The following is a 24,098-nucleotide window of genomic DNA, read 5'->3' as shown; positions in this document are numbered from 1 at the left end:
TGAGTTAATTTCGGCGCTGCGACAACAGCGTCGGAATTTTCTTGCTGCGCTATAGCCCAATTCATGGAGTGAAGTCGGCTTTTTCAAAGCGGGTCAAATCGACTCAAAACCAGGCGATAACGCCAGTTTTAACTTCACCCTTGTAGACCGTCCTGCCCACCCCCATATTGGGGCGACTGACGCGTGAAGGAATCCAACTTGAGCGAACTTCTCAACCGCCGCCTGGCCCTGCTCGGCAAGCGCGAACACCTCTCCCTGCTAGAGCAATGCTTGCACGGCATCGAGCGCGAATGCCTACGCGTCACGGGTGAGGGTCGCCTGGCACAAACGCCGCACCCCGAAGCCCTGGGCGCCGCGTTGACCAACGAATTGATCACCACCGACTACTCGGAATCGCTGCTGGAGTTTATTACCCCAGCTCTGCCCAACCCGGCCGATACCCTGAGCAGCCTGGACAAGATCCATCGCTTTGCCTACAGCAAACTCGGCAACGAGTACCTGTGGAGCCCGTCGATGCCGTGCCCGCTGCCGGCCGAGGAAGATATTCCGATTGCCTACTACGGCACCTCCAATATCGGCCAGCTCAAATACGTTTACCGCAAGGGCCTGGCCCTGCGTTACGGCAAGACCATGCAGTGCATCGCCGGCATTCACTACAACTTTTCCCTGCCGGAGCAGTTGTGGCCCTTGCTCAAGGAGACTGAAGGTTTCGTCGGCACCGACCGCGACTACCAGTCCACGGCCTACATTGCATTGATCCGTAACTTCCGTCGCTACAGCTGGCTGCTGATGTACCTGTTCGGTGCCTCGCCAGCCCTGGACGCCGGGTTCCTGCGCGGTCGCTCGCACCAGTTGGAAGTGCTGGACGCCGACACGCTGTACCTGCCGTACGCCACCAGCTTGCGCATGAGCGACCTGGGTTACCAGAGCAACGCCCAGGCCGGCCTCACGCCGTGCTACAACGATCTGGCCAGCTACACCGACAGCCTGCGCGAAGCGGTGGCAACGCCCTACGCGCCCTACGTCGAAGTCGGTACCCATAAGGACGGTGAGTGGGTTCAGCTCAACACCAACATCCTGCAGATCGAAAACGAGTACTACTCCAACATTCGCCCCAAGCGCGTGACCTACACCGGCGAGCGCCCCATCCAGGCGCTGGTGGCCCGTGGCATCCAGTACATCGAAGTGCGTTGCCTGGACATCAACCCGTTCCTGCCGATGGGTATCGACCTGCCGGAGTCGCGCTTCCTCGATGCGTTCCTGCTGTATTGCGCACTGAACGACAGCCCGCTGTTCGCCAACAACGAGTGCGGCAATGCCACCTCCAACTTCCTCAGCGTGGTCAAGGAAGGTCGCCGTCCGGGCCTGCAATTGCAGCGTCAGGGCCAGCCTGTGGATATGAAGGAATGGGCCACCGAGCTGCTGGAGCAGATTGCGCCGTTGGCGGCGTTGCTGGATCAGAGCCATGGCATTACCGAGCACAGCGAGGCGCTGGACGCTCAGCTGGCGAAGGTCAAGGATCCGTCCCTGACGCCGTCGGCCCTAGTGTTGGCGGCGATGGCCGAGCGCAAGGAAAGCTTTGCGCAATTCTCCCTGCACCAGAGCGAGGTGCACGCCGAGCATTTCCGTAAAGAGCCGCTGCCAGCCGACGAGCAGGCGCGTTTTGAAGAGCTGGCGCGCACGTCGCTGGCGCAACAGGCGGAACTGGAGCAGAACGAGGTCGGCGACTTTGATGTGTTCGTCGGGTCGTACCAGGCGAGCATCCTGGCGATCAGTAACTAACTGAAGCCGAACCCGGCTCAACATGTGCGGGGCTTGCCCCCGATAGCAGAGTGTCAGTCACCCATCAGTGATTGATCTACCGCCATCGGGGGCAAGCCCCCTCCCACATTTGCCCTCATCTGATTGAATACCTGAGTTCACTCTTCTTCTAATAAGCTAATTCGAAAACGTTATTTATTTTCGAGTTCTTAGATCATTTAGTCTCCTCACACGCCGACCCTCGGCCGCCTGATTGAGGAGCTTCCCCTTGAAACTGCTTACCCCTCTGCGCCTCTTGGCTGCATTGTCCCTGGCTGGTGCCAGCCTGTTTGCCCAGGCGGCAGATGTCACCATCGCTTATCAAACCACCGTGGACCCGGCGAAAGTCGCCCAGGCCGACGGCGCTTACGAAAAAGCCACTAACGCCAAGATCGACTGGCGCAAATTCGACAATGGCGCCGACATCATCGCCGCCATCGCCTCCGGCGACGTGCAGATCGGCTACCTGGGTTCCAGCCCGCTGACCGCTGCTGTTACCCGCAAAGTCCCGGTGGAAACCTTCCTCGTCGCCACCCAGATCGGCGGCGCCGAAGCCTTGGTGGCGCGCAATGGTTCGGGGATCAACAGCCCGCAGGACCTGATCGGCAAAAAGATCGCCGTGCCGTTCGTGTCCACCGGCCACTACAGCCTGTTGGCCGCGCTGAAGCACTGGAACATCGACCCTTCGAAAGTGACCATCCTCAACCTCGCGCCACCGGCCATCATCGCCGCCTGGAAGCGCGGTGACATCGACGCCACCTACGTGTGGGACCCCGCCCTGGGCGTGGCCAAGGAAAACGGCAAGGTGCTGATCACCTCCGGCGAACTGGCCAAGTTCGGCGCGCCGACTTTCGATGCGTGGATCGTGCGCAAAGACTTCGCCGAGAAACACCCGGAAATCGTCACCGCTTTCGCCAAAGTCACGCTGGACGCCTACGCCGCGTACCGCAAAGACCCACAAGCGTGGCTCGCCGACACAGGCAACGTCGACAAGCTGGTCAAGCTTTCCGGCGCCAAGGCCAGTGACATCCCACTGCTGCTGCAAGGCAACGTCTACCCGCTGGCCGCTGATCAGGTGACCCTGCTGGGCGCCCCGACCACGAAGGCTGTGACCGACACCGCCGCGTTTCTCAAGGAGCAAGGCAAAGTCGACGCCGTGCTGCCGGACTACGCCCCTTACGTCAGCGCCAAGTTCATCACTCACTGATTCAAGGAGTTCATTGCGATGGCCTTGCTACAACTGGAGCGCATCAGCGCACAGTACCCAGGCGCCACAGAACCGGTACTGTCTGATATTTCACTGGACCTTGGGCCCCAGCAATTGCTGGTGGCCCTCGGCCCGTCCGGCAGTGGCAAGACCTCGCTGTTGAACCTGATTGCCGGTTTCGTCGAACCCTCTGCCGGGCGCATCACCCTCGATGGCGTGCCGGTCAAAGGCCCCAGCGCCGAGCGCGGCGTGGTGTTCCAGGACGACGCTCTGTTGCCCTGGCAAGACGTGCTCGCCAACGTCGGCTTCGGCCTGGAGCTGGCTGGCGTGCCCAAGGCCCAGCGCGAAATCCGCGCCCGGGAAATGCTCGCGCTGGTCGACCTCGCCGGTTTCGACAGTCGCCGTATCTGGCAACTCTCCGGCGGCCAAAAGCAACGCGTGGGCCTGGCCCGCGCGCTGGCGGCCGACCCGCGTGTGCTGCTGATGGACGAACCCTTCGGCGCCCTCGATGCCTTCACCCGCGAACAGATGCAGGAATTGCTCCTGCAAGTCTGGCGGCGCACGGCCAAGCCGGTGTTCCTGATTACCCACGACATCGAAGAGGCGGTGTTCCTCGCCACCGATTTGGTCCTGTTGGCGCCCAACCCGGGCCAGATCGTCGAGCGTCTGCACCTGGACTTCGGCCAGCGCTACGCCGCCGGTGAATCGGCACGTGCGATCAAGTCCGACCCGCGCTTTATCGAAACCCGCGAGCACGTGCTGGGCAAAGTGTTCTCGCAACGGCAGGTGTCCGCATGAGCAGTTACGAACTCCCCGCCACCGCCGCCAAGCCGGTGGCTCACGCCGTTATTCCGGTGCGTCGCAGCCTGAGCACACGCTGGATCAGCGTGCTCACTTTGTTTGCCTTGTTGGCACTCTGGTGGGCGGTGACTGCCACCGGTTTGATCGAACCGCTGTTCCTGCCGCCACCGTCCGCCGTGCTGCAAAAAGGCTGGCTGCTGGCGACCACCGGCTACATGGATTCCACCTTGTGGCAGCACTTGGGCGCGAGCCTGCAGCGCATCGGCCTGGGTCTGGGTTTTGCGGTGCTGACCGCCGTGCCGGTCGGCATTGCCATCGGTGCCAACCGCATCGCGCGCGGCATTCTCGATCCGCTGATTGAATTTTACCGGCCGATTCCACCGCTGGCTTATCTGCCGCTGATCGTGATCTGGTGCGGCATCGGCGAGCTGTCCAAGGTGCTGCTGATTTACCTCGCGATCTTCGCGCCTATCGCCATCGCCACCGCGACCGGCGTGCGCACCGTCGACCCGGCCAAGCTGCGGGCCGCGCAGTCGTTGGGCGCCACCCGTGCCCAATTGATTCGCCACGTGATCCTGCCGAGCGCCCTGCCCGACATCCTCACCGGTGTGCGCATCGGCCTGGGCGTTGGCTGGTCGACCTTGGTTGCGGCCGAGTTAATTGCGGCCACCAGCGGCCTGGGTTTTATGGTGCAGTCGGCGGCGCAGTTCCTGGTCACCGATGTGGTGGTGCTGGGGATTCTGGTGATCGCCCTGATCGCCTTCGCCATGGAAATGGGCCTGCGTGCCCTGCAGCGTAAATGGGTGCCCTGGCATGGCCAGGCACATTGAGTGAGAAGAGCATGAGCAGCCTGACCGTTACGCCATTAAGCACCGCCCTGGGCGCCCAGATCAGTGGCGTCGATATCACCCAGCCGCTGAACCTGGAACAGCGCGACGCCATCGAGCAGGCGTTGCTCACCCACTCGGTGCTGTTCTTCCGTGGACAAGCCGTCACCCCGCAGCAACAGGCGCGGTTCGCGGCAAATTTTGGCGACCTGCACATTCACCCGATTTACCCCAACGTGCCGGAGCAGCCCGAAGTGCTGATCCTGGATACCGCCGTGACCGACGTGCGTGACAATGCCGTATGGCACACCGACGTGACCTTCCTGCCAACGCCGGCCCTCGGCGCGGTGCTCAGCGCCAAGCTGCTGCCGGCGTTTGGTGGCGACACGTTGTGGGCCAGTGGCATTGCGGCGTATGAGGCGTTGTCGGCGCCGCTCAAGCGCTTGCTCGATGGCCTGACCGCCACACACGACTTCACCAAATCCTTCCCGCTGGAGCGTTTTGGCAACACTGCCGAAGACCTGGCGCGCTGGGAAGAAACCCGCAAGAAAAACCCGCCGCTGTCGCACCCGGTAGTGCGCACGCACCCGGTGAGTGGGCGCAAGTCGCTGTTTGTCAGTGATGGGTTTACCACCAAGATCAATGAGCTGGAGCCGGCCGAAAGCGAAGCGATTCTCAAGCTGTTGTTTGCTCATGCGACACGGCCAGAATTCACCATCCGCTGGCGCTGGCAGGAGAATGACGTAGCGTTCTGGGACAACCGCGTGACCCAGCATTACGCGGTCGATGACTACCGGCCACAACGGCGGGTGATGCACCGCGCAACGATTCTGGGCGACGTTCCCTTTTAAGCCAGGCACCACATTCATCGACTGACCCACCGCCATCGCGGGCAAGCCCGGCTCCCACAGTGATCGAGTCGTGGCGAATAAATTTGCCGCGCTGAAGAGCAAAAATGTGGGAGGGGACTTGTCCCCGATAGCGCTGGGTCAGTCAACTGGTCACCTGGCTGACACCGTCATCGGGGGCAAGCCCCCTCCCACATTGACCCGGTGCTATCAGGTTATTCAGCGGTCGATGACTACCGGCCGCAGCGGCGAGTCGATTCTTGGGGTTTTGCCGCTATAGCCGCCACACTGCACATCAAATGTGGGAGGGGGCTTGCCCCCGATAGCGCTGGGTCAGTCAACTGGTCACCTGACTGACACCGCCATCGGGGGCAAGCCCCCTCCCACACTGACCCGGTGCTATCAGGTTATTCAGCGGTCGATGGTTTTTCCCACAGGTTGATCCCGCCTTCCTGGGCAAACCGATCGATTTCCGCCAGTTCCTCGGCACTGAAGCTCAAGTTCTGCAGCGCTCCGACGTTTTCAATGATCTGCTCCGGCCGGCTTGCGCCGATCAGCGCACTGGTCACCCGTGGGTCACGCAGCGTCCAGGCCAGCGCCAGTTGCGCCAGGCTCTGGCCGCGACGCTTGGCGATTTCATTCAGCGCGCGCACGTGGGCGATGTTGGCTTCGGACAAGTGCTTGGCCTGCAGCGAACCACCCCCAGGACGATTAACCCGCGCATCCGCCGGCACGCCGTTGAGGTACTTGTCGGTGAGCAAACCCTGGGCCAGCGGCGTGAACGCAATCACCCCGGCACCGAGTTCTTCGGTGGTGTCCAGCAGGTCTTTTTCCACCCAGCGATTGAGCAGGTTGTAGGCCGGTTGGTGGATCAGCAACGGCACTTTCCATTCCTGGAGCAGCGCAGCCATCTCGCGGGTTTTCACGCCGGAATAAGACGAGATACCGATGTACAGCGCCTTGCCTTGTTGCACGGCGGTGGCGAGGGCGCTGGCGGTTTCTTCCAGCGGCGTGTCGGCATCAAAACGGTGGGAGTAAAAAATATCCACGTAGTCGACGCCCAGGCGTTGCAGGCTCTGGTCCAGGCTCGCCAATACGTATTTGCGCGAACCGCCGCCCTGGCCATAAGGGCCGGGCCACATGTCCCAGCCGGCTTTGCTGGAGATGATCAGCTCATCGCGATAGTGCTTGAAGTCTTCGCGCAGCAAACGGCCGAAGTTGATCTCGGCGCTGCCGTAGGGCGGGCCGTAGTTGTTGGCCAGGTCGAAGTGGTTGATGCCCAGGTCGAACGCGGTGCGCAGCAACGCGCGCTGGGTGTCGATCGGGGTGCTGTCGCCAAAGTTGTGCCACAGCCCCAGGGACAGTGCAGGCAGCACCAATCCACTGCGGCCTACGCGGCGATAAGGGATAGATTCATAGCGGTTTTCGGCAGCAATGTACGTCATCGAATCCTCTCTGGGCTTAGGGCAAATAAGGCCTGAGAATAAGGTTATTCCCAGGCCTTTTAAGCCGCTGAATCGCTTAACTATGCCCGTCTCTTTTACAGCAATTTCCTACCAAAGTGGAACGACGTAGCTGACATAGAATCGGTTTTCATCTTGCACAGTGGCACCGGTAATGTCCGGGCTGGCGTGGGCATTTTTCCAGGTTACGCCCAGGCCCTTGAGGGTACCGGTGGGTACTTGGTAGGCCACCGCGATGTTGCGTTCCCATTCGCTGGTGTCGCCCTGCGCAGTGCGGATGTCATCGCCGTGGGCATAGGCGGCCGAGAATGTCAGGCCGGTGAGGCCCAGCTTGCCGAAGTCATATTTGTACTGCGCCAGCCAGGTACGCTCGCCGGCGTGCTGGAATTTGTTCAGCTGCATGTTGGTCAGCGCCGGCGTGTCCGCACCTGAACCTGGGCCCTGGCGTGCGTCACCACTGTTCAGGCCCGAATCCAGGTACGGGAAGTCGCTGTCGCCGCTGTTTTTCTGGATACCGAGACCCACGGTATGGCCGTCCAGGCTGTAGCTCTCCAGCAAGCTGGCGGTGGTCTGGTTGATGCGCCCTTTGCTGGTGCCGTCACCGTAGAGGCCGGCCCCGGCGAAGTCTTTGTCGCCATCGGCGTTGGCGCCCACACCCAGGCTGCGGAACACGCGCACGTCGGTGTCGAATGCACCCACGGCCACCGCGTCATGACGTTTGGCACCGAGGAAGAACTGCTGGTAGTAATCCTCAAGGTTGGAATACCACAGGCTGACGGTGGTGTTCTGAATGCCGGTGTAGTCCGCACCGCCGAACAGGAAGCGGTCGCTTTCTTTGGTGCCACCGGCAGTGATCATGCCTTGGTCGCCGGTTTCGTTGCGGATCTTGGTCTTGAAGATATCGCCGCCGGTGAAGGTGAAATCGCTAAGGTCCTTGGACACCAGCTGCACGCCAGTGTTGGTCTGCTGGTACAGGCGCCCGTCGGTGTTGGCCAACACCGGGTTGTTGCCGTACAGCGTGCCCACGCGCAGCTCATCCTTGGCAAAGCGCATCTTGAACGTGGGGCTCAGCACGCCAAACTGGTCGGCGGATTTGCCGTCGTCCAACGGGAACATGCTGCCGGGGTAGCGGCCCTGGTGATCCTTGTCATTGAGGTCACCACCGGAATCCAGTTTCAAGCCATAGAAGGCCTGCAGATCAAGGCCAAAACCAACCGGCCCATCGGTGTAGCCCGACTTGAAGTTGAACTCGAAACCCTGGCCCCAATCACGAATGCTGTGGGCCTTGGCGTTGCTGTTCACCACATCACGCCCTTGCTGGTTGAGGTAGCGGTTGAGCAAGGTCACATCGGCGTGGCTGTCGTCGATAAAATCGGCGTGGGCGGACAGCATAAAGCTCGCCATGGCGACACCCACCACGGGGCTTATTAACGTCTTCATTGTTACCGGTCTCCGTCACTGTTCTGAAATGAAAGCGTCAAACGCTTCACACAATTACGCAGTGGCCAGATGACAGTTGCGCGTCAAAGCGCGGCTTCAACGAATGAAATTAAATTTAAGAAAGCCCCGTAGAACGGGGCTTTGCGGGCTTTTTTTGGTGAGAGGGAACTAGCGCACCAAGTGCAGGAACTGCAGGTGCCGCTCGTACTGGTCGAGGATGTCGTTGATGATCTGCTCTTTGGTGTAGCCCACCAGATCGTAGTCCTGACTGCCCTCGCTCAAGTGCACTTCCGCCCGGTAGTAACGGCGGTTGTTGAGCTGCTTGGAGCCCATGCCGCCGCGCGCAAACGACGGCGTGAAATAGCCACGCATCTGCACTTGATACACGAACGGATGCTCTTCGCCGTGGCCGATTTCCAGGCTGACGCTGTCGTTGGACGGGTCGGGCTGGGTAACGACGCTGAGGCCTTTTTCGACAAACACCGCCGTCACTTCTTCGATCGCCGGGCGCACCGTGGTCTCAAGGAACCGGTACACCTCATCGCGCGACGGAAAATGCACCGCCTGGCTCAGGCGCTGGCGCCAACCGCCGGTGCCCTTGCGTGAGCCCGATACCGGCGCCAGCGAATGCAACTGGGCAATCTGCTTTTGCGATTCGAGGTGGAACGCCTTGTGCAGCCCCCACATCATCAGCAGCAGGATCAGCGAGAACGGCAACGAGGTCAGCACCACCGCCGACTTCAGCGAGTCGATGCTGCCGGCAAACAGCAAGGCACTGGTGACCAATGCAGTCATCGCGCCCCAGAACACACGCAGCCATTTAGGCCCGTCTTCATCGGCGTTACCGCCTTTGGACGACAAGGTCGACAGCACCACGGTGCCGGAGTCGGCCGAGGTGACGAAGAACACGAAGCTGATGAACACCGTGACCGCGATGACCGTCTTGCTCCACGGGTAGGTTTCCAGCAGCAAGTAAAGGCTCATCGACGGGTCATCGATGGCCGACTGGCCGAGGGCGGTCAAACCGTGGTTGAGCACTTGGTCGATGGCGCTGTTGCCGAAGATCGACATCCACGCCAGGGTAAAGCCCAGCGGGATCAGCAGCACGCCGAACACGAACTCACGGATGGTGCGCCCACGGGAAATACGCGCGATGAACAGGCCCACGAACGGCGACCATGCAATCCACCAGGCCCAGTAGAACACCGTCCAACCGCCCAGCCAGTCGCTGGGTTTGTCGTAGGCGTACACATCGAAACTCTTGGTCGGCAAGGCGCCGAGGTAGTCGCCGATGTTCTGGATCAGGGTGTTGAGCAAGTGCTGGGTGGGCCCGGCGAACAACACAAACAGCAGCAGCGCGCAGGCCAGCAGCATATTGATGTCGGACATCACCCGCACGCCCTTGTCGACACCGGAAACGGCGACGAGGATCGCGGCGCCCATCATCAGCGTAATCAGGCCGACCTGTATCCATTGGGTGTGGGCAATGCCGAACAGGTAATCCAGCCCGGAATTGAGGTGCAACACGCCAAAGCCCATGTCGGCGCCCAGGCCAAACACGGTGGCGATGATGCCGAAGCCATCCACTGCGTAGCCGATGGGGCCGTTGATGCGTTTGCCGATCAGCGGGTACAGCGCCGAGCGCAGCGCCAGCGGCAGGTTATGCCGGTAGGCGAAATACGCCAGGGCCATGCCAACAAACGCGAACACGCCCCAGCCATGCAGGCCCCAGTGCAGAAACAGGATCTGCATGGCCTGGCGCGCGGCATCGGCGTTCATCGGCGCGCCTTGAGGCGGCTGCACCAGGTGCGTCAGCGGCTCGGACACGCAGAAGAAGAACAGCGTGATGCTGATCCCGGCGGCGAACAGCATGCCGGCCCAGGACAGGTAGCTGAATTCGGGCTCGTCGTGGTCGGCACCGAGTTTTATCTTGCCGTAGCCCGATAGCGCGGTGACCACCACGAAGACCAGATACAGCGTCATCGCGAGCATGTAGTACCAGCCGACCGTGTTGGCCGCCCAGTTTTGCGCAGCCAGCAGCCAGGCACCGGCCTGTTGCGGGATAGCGATGACGGTGATGCCAAATAGCAGGATGAAACTGGCGGCAAAGTAGAAAACGGGCGCATTCATGCGCACCATGCCGCTGGATGGGGTAGACGATGCACTCATGAACGATGCACCCCCAGGGTGTGGGATGTGGCTGTAAATAACGGACTCAGCAAAGGTAAGCCTCCTGTTGTGAGCGGGCAGCGAACCACCGGTTTAACTTGAACGAACATTCAAGTTAAACATGAATAGGCGGTTTGGGACTAATCGCAGGGCTGAGTGGTAGGTCATTCCTACACTAGCTCAGGGATTGGTATGACGGGTGCGCGAGGTAAATCGTTCAGCGATTTCGGGGAGAAACCTTCTCGGATTTGCAATGCGATCCAATGTGGGAGCTGGCTTGCCTGCGATGGCGGTGGGTCAGCAACACGTCTGTCGCCTGATACACCGTTATCGCAGGCAAGCCAGCTCCCACCTTCGATCAGCGCGTGGCTCAAAAACTATTTCTGCGCCCCATCCTCATGCTGCAAATTCGCCTGCGTGATATTCGCCCCCGCCGGCACACTGCGGGTCAGCCACACGTTGCCGCCAATCGTCGAGCCCTTGCCGATGGTGATTCGCCCCAGAATCGTCGCCCCGGCGTAGATCACCACATCATCTTCAACAATCGGATGGCGTGGATGGCCCTTCTGCAACTGCCCGTCCTCATCTGCCGGGAAGCGCTTGGCGCCCAACGTCACTGCCTGATAAATGCGCACCCGCTCGCCGATGATCGCGGTTTCGCCAATCACCACACCCGTCCCATGATCGATAAAGAAACTCGGGCCGATCTGCGCGCCAGGGTGAATATCGATACCCGTGGCCGAGTGCGCGATCTCCGCGCTGATCCGCGCCAGCAGCGGCAGCCCGGCGCGGTACAGATGGTGCGCCAGGCGATGGTGAATCACCGCCAGAATCCCCGGATAGCACAACAGCACTTCATCCACACTGCGCGCGGCCGGGTCGCCGTGGTAGGCGGCCAGCACATCGGTGTCCAGCAGGCCGCGCAGCGAAGGCAGGGCCAGGGCAAAATCCTGGATCAGGCGGATCGCCAGGGCATCGACCTCGCCGTCATCCTTGCCGCCCTGGCGTGCGGCGTAACGCAGCTCCAGGCGCGCCTGGCCGAGCAGGGCATTCAAGGCGACGTCGAGGGTGTGGCCGACGTAAAAGTCTTCACTTTCTTCACGCAAGTCCACCGGCCCCAGGCGCATCGGGAACAACGCGCCGCACAGCGACTCAAGAATCTGCGCCACGGCCTCGCGCGACGGCAATTCGCGGCCGCCGTGCTCGCCACTCAAGCGGCCATTGCGCGTTCGCCACTGGTCCCGGGCGCTGCGCAGCTGGCTGACGATGGTCTGCAATTGCCAATGGCTGGAACGCTCACTCACGGTATTCACTCCTGACGAATTGCCCATCACTTTACGGTATGCACCCAGACGGCCCTTAAGAACCAATGGTGTGATGCTAAGAACTAACCGACATAAGCGATTGGCGGTTGCCGGTTGAAAAGTGCCTGCCTATAGTCGCCCCATCACTTAGCCACTGTGCGTCGCCATGATCAAACAACAGCTCGACCGTTTTAACCGCCTGGACCTGCTGGGCGGTGCCACTGCCCTGGAAAAACTCGAGCGGCTGTCGGCCTGGCTGGGCAGGGACATTTACGTCAAGCGCGATGACACCACGCCACTGGCCATGGGCGGCAACAAGCTGCGCAAACTCGAATACCTGGCAGCCGACGCCCTCGCTCAAGGCGCCGACACCCTGGTGACCGCCGGCGCGATCCAGTCCAACCATGTGCGCCAAACTGCTGCGCTGGCCGCCAAGTTGGGCCTGGGTTGCGTGGCACTGCTGGAGAACCCGACCGGCACCGAAGACCCGAACTACCTGGGCAACGGCAATCGCCTGTTGCTGGAGCTGTTTGACGCCAAAGTAGAACTGGTCGAGAACCTCGACAACGTTGACGACCAACTCAATGCCCTCGCCGATCGCCTGCGCAGCAACGGCAAGAAGCCCTATCTGGTGCCTATCGGCGGTTCGAATGCACTCGGGGCGCTGGGTTACGTGCGCGCCGGGCTGGAGCTAGCCGGGCAGATCGAAGCCAGCGGCATTGAGTTCGCCGCCGTGGTACTCGCCTCCGGCAGTGCGGGCACCCACAGTGGCCTCGCCCTGGCATTGAGCGAAGTGCTGCCGAATTTGCCGGTGGTGGGCATTACCGTGTCGCGCACCGAGCAAGCTCAGTTCCCGAAAGTGCAGGGCCTGGCCGAACGCACCGCCGAGTTGCTCGGCGTGGTCGTTCCCGACGCATTCAAAGTGATCCTGTGGGACGAATATTTCGGCCCGCGCTACGGCGAACCGAACGCCGGCACCCTGGCCGCGGTCAAGTTACTGGCAAGCCAGGAAGGCCTTCTGCTGGACCCGGTGTATACGGGCAAGGCCATGGCCGGCTTGCTCGATGGCATCGGTCGCCAGCGGTTTGAGGACGGGCCGATTATTTTCCTGCACACCGGCGGAGCGCCGGCGTTGTTTGCGTATGACTCCGTGTTTAACTGAATAAACACGGATCAAAATGTGGGAGCTGGCTTGCCTGCGATAGCGGTCAGGCAGCTACAAAAATGTTGGCTCATACACCGCTATCGCGGGCAAGCCCGCTCCCACATTGGATTGATTGCATATTCTAAAAATGCATAGCAAATTAGATTTATATTATTTTCAAGTCTTAGAAACTGGCTTTATAGTCGCGCCGAAGGCGAAGACGCGCTTCGCGCTTTAAGGCAGGATACGACTACTGCGTCACCTGCTTCGCTCAACATAAAAACACAGGGGCTGTTCATGACTATTTCTGTATTCCGTCGCACGTTGCTGGTTGGCACATTGGGCTTGGCACTCGGGGCTGGTCTGATGGGCCAAGCCATCGCTGGTGAGCAGCTGGACACCATCAAGAAGGCCGGCGAGATCAAGATCGGCCTGGAAGGCACCTACCCGCCGTTCAGCTTCGTCGATGAAAGCGGCAAGCTCAGCGGTTTCGAAGTCGAGCTGTCCGAAGCGCTGGCCAAAGAGCTGGGCGTCAAGGTCAAGCTGCAAGCCACACCGTGGGACGGCATCCTCGCGGCCCTGGAATCCAAGCGCCTGGACGCCGTGGTCAACCAAGTGACCATCTCCGAAGAGCGCAAGAAGAAGTACGACTTCTCCAAGCCTTACACCGTTTCCGGTATCCAGGCGCTGGTGCTGAAGAAAAACGTCGACGCCATCAAAACCGCCGATGACCTGGCTGGCAAGAAAGTCGGCGTAGGCCTGGGCACCAACTACGAACAATGGCTCAAGGACAACCAACCCAAAGCCATCATCAAGACCTATAACGATGACCCTACCAAGTTCCAGGACCTGCGGATCGGGCGCATCGACGCCATCCTGATCGACCGTCTGGCCGCGCTGGAATACGCCAAGAAAGCCCCGGACACTGCTGCCGCCGGTGATGCTTTCTCCCGTCAGGAAGCCGGCATAGCCCTGCGCAAAGGCGAGCCTGAACTGCTCGACGCCGTGAACAAGGCCCTCGACAAACTGCGTGCCGACGGCACCTTGAAGAAGCTGTCCGAGAAATACTTCAACGCTGACGTCACTCAATAATGGAAGCAGGTTTCCAACTCGCGCTGGACTCCGCGCCCTTTCTGCTCAAGGGCGCGTACTACACGGTGATTCTTAGCCTCGGCGGGATGTTTTTCGGCTTGCTGCTGGGCTTTGGCCTGGCCTTGATGCGTTTGTCGCGCTTCAAGTTGGTCAGTTGGATCGCCCGCGTCTACGTGTCGTTCTTTCGCGGCACGCCCTTGCTGGTGCAGCTGTTCCTGATCTACTACGGCTTACCGCAAGTGGGCATCGAGCTGGACCCGATCCCGGCCGCCATGATTGGCTTTTCGCTGAACATGGCGGCTTACGCCTGTGAAATCCTGCGCGCCGCCATCAGCTCCATCGAACGCGGCCAATGGGAAGCTGCAGCCAGTATCGGCATGACCCGCGCGCAGACCCTGCGCCGGGCCATCCTGCCGCAGGCCATGCGCACGGCCTTGCCGCCATTGGGCAACAGCTTTATTTCGCTGGTAAAAGACACGGCGCTGGCCGCTACCATCCAGGTGCCCGAGCTGTTCCGCCAGGCCCAATTGGTGTCTGCGCGCACCTTCGAAATCTTCACCATGTACCTCTCCGCTGCCCTGATCTACTGGATCCTGGCGAGCATCCTGGCGCATTTTCAGAACCGCCTGGAAGACCGGGTCAACCGGCATGACCTGGAGTCTTGAAGCATGATCGTGGTTGAAAAACTGACCAAACAATTCAAGGGTCAGGTGGTACTCAACGGGATCGACCTTGAGGTCAAGGAAGGCGAAGTTGTCGCCATCATTGGTCCCAGTGGTTCCGGCAAGACCACCTTCCTGCGCTGCCTGAATTTCCTCGAAGAACCCACCAGCGGTCGCATCAAGGTGGGTGACATCGAGATCGACAGCAGCAAGCCGCTCAACCAGCAGCAAAGCCTGGTGCGGCGCTTGCGCCAGCACGTGGGTTTTGTGTTCCAGAACTTCAACCTGTTCCCGCACCGCACCGCGCTGGAAAACGTCATCGAAGGCCCGATGGTGGTCAAGAAGATGCCTCGCGAAGCAGCCACCGAACTGGGCCGCACGCTGCTGGCCAGGGTCGGTCTGGCGGGCAAGGAAGGGTCTTACCCGCGGCGCTTGTCCGGTGGCCAGCAACAGCGCGTAGCAATCGCCCGTGCATTGGCCATGGAGCCGGAGGTGATTCTGTTTGACGAACCCACCTCGGCACTCGACCCGGAGCTGGTCGGTGAAGTACTGGCGACTATCCGCAGCCTGGCCGAAGAAAACCGCACCATGGTCATCGTCACCCACGAAATGAGCTTCGCCCGGGATGTGGCCAACCGGGTGATCTTCTTCGACAAGGGCGTGATCGTCGAACAGGGCGAGGCCAAGGCGCTGTTTGCCAACCCCAAGGAAGAACGCACCAAACAGTTCCTGAGCAAGTTTCTGGCCCACTGACACCCCGAAAAACCTAGGTGGGCGCTGGCTTGCCTGCGATGCAGGCACCTCGGTGTGTCAGTCACACCGCAGCGATGCTATCGCAGGCAAGCCAGCTCCTACCTAAGCGCGTTCCTACATAAAATCCTCGCGATAACGAATAAAACGCACCGCCGCACCCACCTTAAAATCCCCCGCCTCGTCAGCTCTTTCTGAATCTGCTCCAACCCGCCGTTTAGCCCTTTGCCGCCATTGACGCCCGCCGGCCAACCCTCTTATCTAGGGCCCAGAGGATTGGATCCTATCCCGGCTATTCACTGAATCGTTCCTTTCGGCACCCGGCGCACACTCGCGCCACGGGCGCCGGAACGATTGCTGCTGGCTGCATCAAGGAGATGACTTATGACGCGCACTGCACCCTCGGCCATGCTTACCGCCCCGACGTTGCCCCAGGCTAATCGATACGGTATCAACGCCCTCGCCGCCGCCCAACTGCAGGTGGATATCGCCCCCTACCCCGGCATGGAGGAAGGCGACCTGATCGAGCTGTTCTGGAATAACTGCTTTGCCGACTCCCGGCGCGTGAGCGCGCGCAGAATCGGCACCCCCACCCGCCTGCGCATCCCGCAAAGCTTTGTGCAGGATGGCTCGGCGCAGATTCACTACCAGGTCATGCAGATCGGCCACGGCCCGGCCCGTTCGGCGATCACGCACGTGCGGGTCAAGACCTGCCCACCCGGCGGCCAGCCGCCGCCCCTGTTCAGTGACGAAAACCAGAACCTTGCGCCCGTCAGCCTGCCCGACATGATCCGCCGCTACGGCATCAACGGTAGCCAGGTGCGACGCGGCATTCCGCTGAGCATCGAGCCGTACGCGCATATGGCCACCGGCGACGCCATCACCCTGCGTTGGGGCGACGTGCGTCTGGACCTGCCGACGATCCAGAGCAAAGACGTCGGTCTGACGGTGCAGGTGTGGGTGCCCTCTGCGGTGATTGTCGAAGCGGGCGACGACTGCCGGCTGGACGTGACGTACTGCATTCTGGATCGCGTCGGCAATAATTCGCGCTGGGCGCCCGCGCGCACGTTGAACATTGCCGCCTGCTCGTCGCAGGCGCCAGCCCGCCCGGCCGGGGCCACGTCGACCTACCAACCACGTCAGCCCGGTTCTCCCTGCGAACCTGGGTAACAGACCTTCTATGCATATTCCTAAAAGTTAGTTTATTTAAAAATTTAACACGCTTAGGGTATATGCACCGGACCACCGGACATCTCTGATTTTTCTGTTTTTATTTCATTGAATGCGAGGTCGGTATGGTCAGAATTACCCCGGTGCATAACGCCAGGGCATTACGTGCAGCCAAGGAGCGGCGCTGATGTCTAACTTGGCTCTAACACCCCCCCAGAGTGATCTGGACGTAGCCCCACTGCTGTTGCCGGCGGCTGTGCTGCGCGATGACGCGCAAGCGTTGAGCGCAGCCCACGAACTGGCTCAGGCCGCGCGCCTGCAAGCGGCCAAGCGCGACCAGCAGCGCAAGCTGCCCTGGGCGCAGCTTGAGCAGTTCACCCGCAGCGGGCTCGGCAGTATTTCCATTCCCCGTGAATACGGCGGCCCACAGGTATCGTTCGTGACCCTGGCCGAGGTGTTCGCGATCATCAGCGCGGCAGACCCGGCCCTCGGGCAGATCCCGCAGAACCACTTCGGCATCCTGCATCTGCTGCAGGGCGCCGCCACCGAACGCCAGAAAAAACAGCTGTTCCAGAGCGTCCTCGACGGCTGGCGCATCGGTAATGGCGGCCCGGAACGCGGCACCAAAAACACCCTGGAACTCAAAGCGCGGCTCACCGCCCAAGGCGATGGCTACGTGGTCAGCGGCCAGAAGTTCTACTCCACCGGCGCGCTGTTTGCCCATTGGGTGGCGGTGAAGGCGTTGAACGATGACGGCAAACAAGTCATGGCTTTTGTGCGCCGTGGCACGCAAGGGCTGCGCATCGTTGACGATTGGTCGGGCTTCGGCCAACGCACCACCGCCAGCGGCACCGTGCTGCTTGACCGGGTACCGGTGGACGCCGAGCTGGTGATAGAGAACTGGCGCATCGGCGAAAGCCCGAACGTCCAGGGCGCCGTCTCGCAATTGATCCAGGCGGCCATCGACGCCGGCATCGCCCGCGGCGCTCTGGATGACACCATCGCCTTCGTGCGTGAACGCTCGCGCCCATGGATCGACGCCAAGGTCGAACGCGCCAGCGATGACCTGTATGTGATCGCCGATATCGGCAAGCTGAACATCGAACTGCATGCCGCCGAGGCACTGCTGCGCAAGGCCGGCAAGGTACTGGACGAGGTCAGCGCTGCGCCGATCACCGCGCAATCCGCCGCGCGCGCGTCGATTGCCGTGGCCGAAGCGAAAGTGCTGACCACCGAAGTCTCGCTGCAGGTCAGCGAAAAGCTCTTCGAACTGGCCGGCAGTCGCGCCACCCTCGCCGAATTCAACCTCGACCGTCATTGGCGCAACGCCCGCGTGCACACCCTGCACGACCCGGTGCGCTGGAAGTATCACGCCATCGGCGCCTATCGCCTGAACGGCACGTTGCCGGCTCGTCATTCCTGGATCTGACCGACCAGACATCTGGAGAACATCATGACTTTCTCTACAAACGTCGCGGTTATCACCAGCGACGAACAAGCCCTTATTGTCGCCAGCGACCTGGCCGAAGACTTGGGTCACGACAGCGCCCAGCGCGACCGCGAACGCCGCCTGCCCCTGCCCGAGCTGGATGTGTTTTCGCGCTCCGGCCTGTGGGGCATCAGCGTGCCGAAGGAACACGGCGGCGCGGGTGTGTCCAACGTCACCCTGGCCAAGGTCATTGCGCTGATTGCCCAGGCGGACGCGTCGCTGGGCCAGATCCCGCAAAACCATTTTTATGCCCTGGAAGTGCTGCGCGTGAATGGCAGCCCGGCGCAGCAAAAACGCCTGTACGCCGAGGTGCTCGCGGGCCAACGTTTCGGCAACGCCCTGGCGGAGCTGGGTACCAAAACTGCCCATGACCGGGTGACCCAAATCACCCGCGACGGCGACGGTTTTCGTATCACCGGCCGCAAGTTCTACTCCACCGGCGCCATCTACGCGCAACGCATCCCTACCTCGGTGGTGGATGACCACGGCGTGCAGCAACTGGCATTTGTGCCCCGCGACAGCGAAGGCCTGACGGTCATCGACGACTGGAGCGGCTTCGGCCAGCGCACCACCGGCAGCGGCTCCGTGGTGTTCGACAACGTGTGGGTTGCCGCACAGGACGTGGTCCCGTTCCAGAGCGCTTTCGAGCGCCCGACCACAGTCGGCCCGCTGGCGCAGATCCTTCACGCTGCCATCGACACCGGCATCGCCCGCGCCGCCTTCGAGGATGCGCTGCATTTTGTGCGCACCAAGACCCGGCCGTGGATCGACTCCGGCAACGACAAGGCCACTGAAGACCCGCTCACCTTGAAAAGCTTCGGCCACCTGAGCATCCGCCTGCACGCCGCCGAGGCGTTACTGGAGCGCTCCGGTGAGTTCCTCGACCGCGCCCAGGCCGACAGCACTGCCGAAACCGTCGCAGCAGCGTCCATCGCCGTCGCCGAAGTGCGCGCCTTGAGCACTGAAATTTCCCTGGCCGCCGGCAGCACCTTGTTCGAACTGGCCGGCAGCCAGGCGACCCTGGCCGAACATGGCCTGGATCGCCACTGGCGCAACGCCCGCGTGCACACCCTGCACGACCCGGTGCGCTGGAAGTACCATGCGGTGGGCAATTACTACCTCAACGATGAAAACCCGCCACTGCGGGGGACCATCTGATGGCCAAGAAAAAAATCCTGCTCAATGCCTTCAACATGAACTGCATCGGGCACATCAACCATGGCCTGTGGACACACCCACGGGACACCTCAACGCAGTACAAGACCCTCCAATACTGGACCGACCTGGCGCAGACCCTGGAGCGCGGGCTGTTCGACGGTTTGTTCATCGCCGACATTGTCGGCGTGTACGACGTTTACCAGAACTCCATCGACGTGCCGCTCAAAGAGTCGATCCAGCTGCCGGTCAACGACCCGTTGCTGCTGGTTTCGGCCATGGCGGCCGTCACCCAAAACCTCGGCTTCGGCCTCACCGCCAACCTCACCTACGAGCCGCCGTATCTGTTCGCCCGACGCATGTCCACCCTCGACCACCTGAGCCGTGGCCGGGTCGGCTGGAACATCGTCACCGGCTACCTCGACAGCGCCGCCAAGGCCATGGGCCTGACCGAACAGGTCGAGCATGACCGGCGCTACGACCAGGCCGATGAATACCTGCAAGTGCTGTACAAACTCTGGGAAGGCAGCTGGGAAGACGACGCGGTCATCAACGATCCACAGCAACGGGTCTATGCGCAGCCCGGCAAGGTGCACAAGGTTGAGCACCACGGCGAGTTCTATCAGGTCGAGGGTTATCACCTTTGCGAGCCGTCGCCGCAACGCACGCCGGTGCTGTTCCAGGCCGGCAGCTCGGAGCGCGGCTTGCTGTTCGCCGGGCGTCATGCCGAGTGCGTATTCATCAGCGGGCAGAACAAGGCCGCCACCAAGGTCCAGGTGGACAAGGTGCGCGCCAGTGCGGCCCAGGCGGGGCGCAACCCGGAGGACATCAAGGTGTTCATGGGCCTCAACGTGATCGTGGGCGCCACCGAAGAACTGGCCTGGGCCAAGCACGCCGAGTACGTGAGCTATGCCAGCCCGGAAGCCGGTGTGGCGCACTTCTCGGCCTCTACGGCGATCGACTTTGCTCAATACGAAATCGATGAACCGATCCAGTACGTGAAAAGCAACGCGATTCAGTCGGCCACCAAGAACCTGCAAAACAACGATTGGACGCGGCGCAAATTGCTCGAGCAGCACGCCCTCGGCGGGCGCTACATCACCTTGGTCGGCTCGCCGGAACAGGTCGCTGACGAGCTGGAATCGTGGATCAGCGAAACCGGACTGGATGGCTTCAACCTGACGCGCATTGTCACGCCGGAAAGCTACGTGGACTTCATTGATCTGGTGGTGCCGGAGTTGCAGAAGCGTGGGTCGTACAAGACGGCTTATGAGGCCGGCACCTTGCGCGAAAAAGTCTTCCATGGCTCCGCGCGCTTACCCGAACAACACACCGGTTCCACCTACCGACACTGAACCAAAACTGTGGGAGCTGGCTTGCCTGCGATGGCGGTCTGTCAGGCACATTTTTTTTGCTGGCCCACCGCTATCGCAGGCAAGCCAGCTCCCACAGTTGACCGAATTGTTTGCACTCACACCTTATGACTGGAAATCGATTATGAAAAAGACCCTGCTCACCCACCCAGTCAAAGCACTGGCCCTGGCCCTTGGTTTATTCAGCTCAGCGGTATTCGCCGCCGATGCACCGCTGAAAGTCGGCACCACCGCCGCCTTCGCGATTCCCCTGGAAGCCGCCGTCGCCGAAGCCGACAAGCAAGGCCTGAAGGTCGAACTGGTGGAGTTCACCGACTGGATCGCGCCCAACGTCAGCCTCGCCGCCGGCGACATCGACGTGAACTACTTCCAGCACATCCCGTTCCTGGAAAACGCCAAGGCTGCCGCCGGGTTCGACCTGGTGCCGTATGCGCCGGGCATCATCAATAACGTTGGCCTGTATTCGAAGAAGTACAAAAGCTTCAACGACCTGCCTCAGGGCGCCAGCGTGGCGATCGCCAACGACCCGATCAACAGCGGTCGCGGCCTGCAACTGCTGGCCAAGGCCGGGCTGATCACGCTCAAGCCGGGCGTGGGTTACAAGGCCACCGAAGAAGACATCATCGCCAACCCGAAGAAGATCAAGATCCTGCAAGTGGAAGCCGTGCAGCTGGTGCGCGCCTATGACGACGCCGACCTGGTGCAGGGTTACCCGGCCTACATCCGTCTGTCCAAGACCTTCGATGCGGAGTCGGCGCTGCTGTTCGACGGCCTCGATCACCCGGAATACGTGATCCAGTTTGTGGTCCAGCCCAAAAGCAAGACCGACCCGCGCGTGATCAAGTTCGTCGACATCTACCAGCACTCGCCGGTGGTACGCGCCGCGCTGGATAAATCCCTCGGCAAGCTCTACCAAGTCGGCTGGGAAGATAAAAAATGACCGCCGCCAACGCCCAACTGCGCGACTTGGGCACCGCGCCCAGGGACGCCGAGCAGACAGAACTGCACCCGGATTTGAACCGCGCCCATGTGCGGTTTATCAACCTGGGCAAAACCTATGATGGCAGCGTGCATGCCTTGCAAGGCATTGACCTGGCGATCCAGCGCGGTGAGGTGTTCGGCATCATCGGCCGCAGCGGCGCCGGCAAATCCTCGCTGATCCGCACCATCAACCGCCTGGAGCAACCCAGCAGCGGGCGCGTGCTGATCGATCAGGTGGACATCGGCGAGTACGACGAAGACCGCCTGGTCGCGTTGCGTCGGCGCATCGGCATGATCTTCCAGCACTTCAACCTGATGTCGGCCAAAACGGTGTGGCAGAACGTCGAGCTGCCGCTGAAGGTCGCCGGCGTGCCCAAGCTGCAGCGCGAGCAAAAGGTGCGTGAGCTGCTGGAACTGGTGGGTTTGCAGGACAAGCACAAGGCTTATCCCGCGCAGCTGTCCGGCGGGCAGAAACAGCGTGTTGGCATCGCCCGTTCGCTGGTGCACGACCCACAGATTCTGCTGTGCGACGAAGCCACCTCGGCCCTCGACCCGGAAACCACGCAGTCGATCCTCGGCCTGCTGCGCGAAATCAACAAACGCCTGGGCCTGACCATCGTGTTGATCACCCACGAGATGGCGGTGATCCGTGAAATCTGCGACCGCGTGGTGGTGCTTGAGCACGGTCGAATCGTAGAGCAAGGCCCAGTGTGGCAAGTATTCGGCAACCCGCAGCATGAGGTCAGCAAAACCCTGCTGGCGCCGCTGCAACACGGGCTGCCGGAAGAACTGCAAAACCGCCTGCAACTCACCCAGACATCGGCCGACGCCGCGTTGGTGCTGCGTTTGCAGTTCACCGGCAGCGATACCGATGAGCCCGACCTGGCCGCGCTGTTCAGCGCCCTTGGCGGGCGCGTGCGCTTGCTGCAAGGCGGCGTGGAACGCATTCAGGGGCATGCCTTGGGGCAATTACTGCTGGCGGTGAATGGCTCGCCGCACAACGCACAAGCACTGCGCACCCTGGCCGGGCGTTGGGCGCAACAGGTGGAGGTGCTGGGCTATGTGGTTTGAGCGTTTATTGCAGGGCGCCATCGACACCCTATTGATGGTGGGCGTGTCGTCGTTGATCGCGCTGTTGGTGGGTATTCCGCTGGCGGTGTTTCTGGTCACCAGCGACAAGGGCGGCATCTACCAGGCACCGGCGCTGAACCGCGTGCTCGGCGCGTTCGTCAATCTGTTCCGCTCCATTCCGTTTCTGATCCTGATGGTGGCGCTGATCCCGTTTACCCGGCTGATTGTCGGCACCACCTATGGCGTGTGGGCGGCCGTTGTCCCGCTGACCATCGCCGCCACGCCGTTTTTCGCGCGGATCGCCGAGGTGAGCCTGCGCGAAGTGGACCACGGTTTGATCGAAGCCGCGCAGGCCATGGGCTGCCGCCGCTGGCACATCATCTGGCACGTGCTGTTGCCAGAGGCGCTGCCGGGGATTGTGGGCGGGTTCACGATCACGCTGGTGACCATGATCAACTCGTCAGCCATGGCGGGCGCCATCGGCGCAGGCGGCCTGGGTGACATTGCCTACCGCTACGGCTATCAGCGTTTCGATACGCAAATCATGCTCACCGTGATTGTGTTGCTGGTGATTCTCGTCGCGGTGATTCAGTTGGGCGGCGATCGCCTGGCTCGGGTGCTGAACAAGCGGTGAGGTATAGTCGGGCGATCTCAGCGCCCGGTACTCCCCGCCATGACCCTAAAGCCCGACGACCTCAACCAGATCACCTCCATCACCCTCGGCCACTACAACAAGGTGGCCGAGGACTTCCGTGAAGGCACCCGCGATCACGATGTCAGCCAGAACATCGACGCGCTGCTGCGCCATATCCAGGGTACAGCGCCGTTTACCGTGCTGGATTTCGGCTGCGGGCCGGGGCGTGATCTGCAGACATTTACGCGCATGGGTCATATCGCCGTGGGGCTCGATGGCTCCGAACGGTTTGCACAAATGGCCCGCGAGGACAGTGGCTGTGAAGTGCTGCAGCAGGACTTTCTCAAGCTGGACCTGCCGACCGAACGCTTCGACGGGGTGTTTGCCAACGCGGTGTTGTTCCATATTCCCAAGCAGGAGCTGCCACGGGTGCTCAAGCAGTTGCGTGGGGCGCTGAAGCCTGGCGGCGTGCTGTTCAGTTCCAACCCGCGCGGTGAAAACCTGGAAGGCTGGAACGGGCCTCGCTATGGGTCTTATCACGACCTTGAAACCTGGCAGGGTCTGCTGACGGCGGCCGGGTTTGTGGAGCTGGAGCATTATTACCGACCGGCCGGGTTGCCGAGGGAACAGCAGCCTTGGTTGGCGAGTGTGTGGCGCAAACTGTAGACCTTCGTCGTCTGGCCCGGCCCTATCGCAGGCAAGCCAGCTCCCACAATTG

General features: G+C 61.5%; 21 protein-coding genes. 17 read left to right on the top strand and 4 right to left on the bottom strand.

Annotated elements, in window-relative coordinates:
- Nucleotides 1-198 precede the first annotated feature (198 nt).
- The 5 genes from gshA to tauD all read left to right on the top strand — a co-directional run bounded on the left by gshA (nucleotide 199) and on the right by tauD (nucleotide 5,486).
- Complete coding sequence (gene gshA, locus FPT15_RS07750; protein WP_145159796.1) at nucleotides 199-1,782, top strand: glutamate--cysteine ligase; 1,584 nt, start codon at nucleotides 199-201, stop codon at nucleotides 1,780-1,782.
- Between the two features lie 247 nt (nucleotides 1,783-2,029).
- Complete coding sequence (gene tauA / locus FPT15_RS07745; protein ID WP_145159794.1) at nucleotides 2,030-3,007, top strand: taurine ABC transporter substrate-binding protein; 978 nt, start codon at nucleotides 2,030-2,032, stop codon at nucleotides 3,005-3,007.
- Nucleotides 3,008-3,025: 18 nt separating this feature from the next.
- Complete coding sequence (gene tauB, locus FPT15_RS07740) at nucleotides 3,026-3,805, top strand: taurine ABC transporter ATP-binding subunit (protein ID WP_145159792.1); 780 nt, start codon at nucleotides 3,026-3,028, stop codon at nucleotides 3,803-3,805.
- Nucleotides 3,802-4,638, top strand: a complete 837-nt coding sequence (gene tauC / locus FPT15_RS07735) for a taurine ABC transporter permease TauC (protein WP_145159790.1) — start codon at nucleotides 3,802-3,804, stop codon at nucleotides 4,636-4,638. Before tauB ends, tauC begins: the two co-directional genes overlap by 4 nt.
- Nucleotides 4,639-4,649: 11 nt before the next feature.
- Nucleotides 4,650-5,486: a taurine dioxygenase gene (gene tauD, locus FPT15_RS07730; protein WP_145159788.1), complete on the top strand. Its 837-nt coding sequence runs from the start codon at nucleotides 4,650-4,652 to the stop codon at nucleotides 5,484-5,486.
- Between the two features lie 404 nt (nucleotides 5,487-5,890).
- Here the strand turns inward: tauD and mgrA are convergent, their stop codons facing one another.
- From mgrA to epsC, 4 genes are all read right to left on the bottom strand, one after another.
- Entirely contained in the window at nucleotides 5,891-6,928 is a 1,038-nt protein-coding gene (gene mgrA / locus FPT15_RS07725) for an L-glyceraldehyde 3-phosphate reductase (RefSeq protein ID WP_145159786.1), read from the bottom strand.
- A gap of 108 nt (nucleotides 6,929-7,036) precedes the next feature.
- Nucleotides 7,037-8,386 carry an OprD family outer membrane porin gene (locus tag FPT15_RS07720; RefSeq protein ID WP_145159784.1) on the bottom strand — a complete coding sequence of 450 codons (1,350 nt, stop codon included), beginning with the start codon at nucleotides 8,384-8,386 and terminating at the stop codon, nucleotides 7,037-7,039.
- Nucleotides 8,387-8,554: 168 nt separating this feature from the next.
- A complete protein-coding gene (gene betT, locus FPT15_RS07715) occupies nucleotides 8,555-10,516 on the bottom strand; it encodes a choline transporter BetT (RefSeq protein ID WP_178119672.1) in 1,962 nt (653 codons plus the stop codon).
- A 416-nt stretch (nucleotides 10,517-10,932) separates the two neighbouring features.
- Nucleotides 10,933-11,859, bottom strand: coding sequence for a serine O-acetyltransferase EpsC (gene epsC / locus FPT15_RS07710; protein ID WP_145159780.1), 927 nt, complete (start codon nucleotides 11,857-11,859; stop codon nucleotides 10,933-10,935).
- A gap of 166 nt (nucleotides 11,860-12,025) precedes the next feature.
- On the opposite strand from epsC, the gene FPT15_RS07705 reads away from it, so the two are divergent.
- The 12 genes from FPT15_RS07705 (at nucleotide 12,026) to FPT15_RS07650 (ending at nucleotide 24,046) form a co-directional block, all read left to right on the top strand.
- Nucleotides 12,026-13,021, top strand: a complete 996-nt coding sequence (locus tag FPT15_RS07705; protein ID WP_145159778.1) for a D-cysteine desulfhydrase — start codon at nucleotides 12,026-12,028, stop codon at nucleotides 13,019-13,021.
- Between the two features lie 279 nt (nucleotides 13,022-13,300).
- Entirely contained in the window at nucleotides 13,301-14,095 is a 795-nt protein-coding gene (gene tcyJ, locus FPT15_RS07700; protein WP_145159776.1) for a cystine ABC transporter substrate-binding protein, read from the top strand.
- On the top strand, nucleotides 14,095-14,760 hold the full coding sequence (gene tcyL, locus FPT15_RS07695; RefSeq protein WP_106577395.1) for a cystine ABC transporter permease: 666 nt from the start codon (nucleotides 14,095-14,097) through the stop codon (nucleotides 14,758-14,760). The genes tcyJ and tcyL overlap by 1 nt, the downstream gene beginning before the upstream one ends.
- A gap of 3 nt (nucleotides 14,761-14,763) precedes the next feature.
- Nucleotides 14,764-15,510 carry an L-cystine ABC transporter ATP-binding protein TcyN gene (gene tcyN / locus FPT15_RS07690; RefSeq protein WP_145159774.1) on the top strand — a complete coding sequence of 249 codons (747 nt, stop codon included), beginning with the start codon at nucleotides 14,764-14,766 and terminating at the stop codon, nucleotides 15,508-15,510.
- A 381-nt stretch (nucleotides 15,511-15,891) separates the two neighbouring features.
- Nucleotides 15,892-16,677, top strand: coding sequence for a hypothetical protein (locus tag FPT15_RS07685; RefSeq protein WP_145159772.1), 786 nt, complete (start codon nucleotides 15,892-15,894; stop codon nucleotides 16,675-16,677).
- A 187-nt stretch (nucleotides 16,678-16,864) separates the two neighbouring features.
- Nucleotides 16,865-18,106, top strand: coding sequence for an SfnB family sulfur acquisition oxidoreductase (locus FPT15_RS07680; protein WP_145159769.1), 1,242 nt, complete (start codon nucleotides 16,865-16,867; stop codon nucleotides 18,104-18,106).
- Between the two features lie 24 nt (nucleotides 18,107-18,130).
- Nucleotides 18,131-19,324, top strand: a complete 1,194-nt coding sequence (locus tag FPT15_RS07675; RefSeq protein WP_145159768.1) for an SfnB family sulfur acquisition oxidoreductase — start codon at nucleotides 18,131-18,133, stop codon at nucleotides 19,322-19,324.
- Nucleotides 19,324-20,676: an LLM class flavin-dependent oxidoreductase gene (locus tag FPT15_RS07670; RefSeq protein ID WP_145159766.1), complete on the top strand. Its 1,353-nt coding sequence runs from the start codon at nucleotides 19,324-19,326 to the stop codon at nucleotides 20,674-20,676. Before FPT15_RS07675 ends, FPT15_RS07670 begins: the two co-directional genes overlap by 1 nt.
- 142 nt (nucleotides 20,677-20,818) lie before the next feature.
- Entirely contained in the window at nucleotides 20,819-21,634 is an 816-nt protein-coding gene (locus FPT15_RS07665; RefSeq protein ID WP_145159764.1) for a MetQ/NlpA family ABC transporter substrate-binding protein, read from the top strand.
- Nucleotides 21,631-22,746 (top strand): methionine ABC transporter ATP-binding protein, encoded by a 1,116-nt coding sequence (locus FPT15_RS07660; RefSeq protein ID WP_145159762.1) that lies wholly within the window; start codon nucleotides 21,631-21,633, stop codon nucleotides 22,744-22,746. Before FPT15_RS07665 ends, FPT15_RS07660 begins: the two co-directional genes overlap by 4 nt.
- Nucleotides 22,736-23,380, top strand: coding sequence for a methionine ABC transporter permease (locus tag FPT15_RS07655; RefSeq protein WP_145159760.1), 645 nt, complete (start codon nucleotides 22,736-22,738; stop codon nucleotides 23,378-23,380). Before FPT15_RS07660 ends, FPT15_RS07655 begins: the two co-directional genes overlap by 11 nt.
- 39 nt (nucleotides 23,381-23,419) lie before the next feature.
- Entirely contained in the window at nucleotides 23,420-24,046 is a 627-nt protein-coding gene (locus tag FPT15_RS07650; protein WP_145159758.1) for a bifunctional 2-polyprenyl-6-hydroxyphenol methylase/3-demethylubiquinol 3-O-methyltransferase UbiG, read from the top strand.
- Nucleotides 24,047-24,098 lie beyond the last annotated feature (52 nt).

Origin of the sequence: Pseudomonas sp. RGB, assembly GCF_007713445.1 — a bacterium.
In the GTDB taxonomy this organism is placed as follows: Bacteria; Pseudomonadota; Gammaproteobacteria; order Pseudomonadales; family Pseudomonadaceae; genus Aquipseudomonas.
The sequence above is the reverse complement of the archived record's forward strand: the minus strand, read 5'-3'. Positions and strand labels throughout refer to the sequence as shown.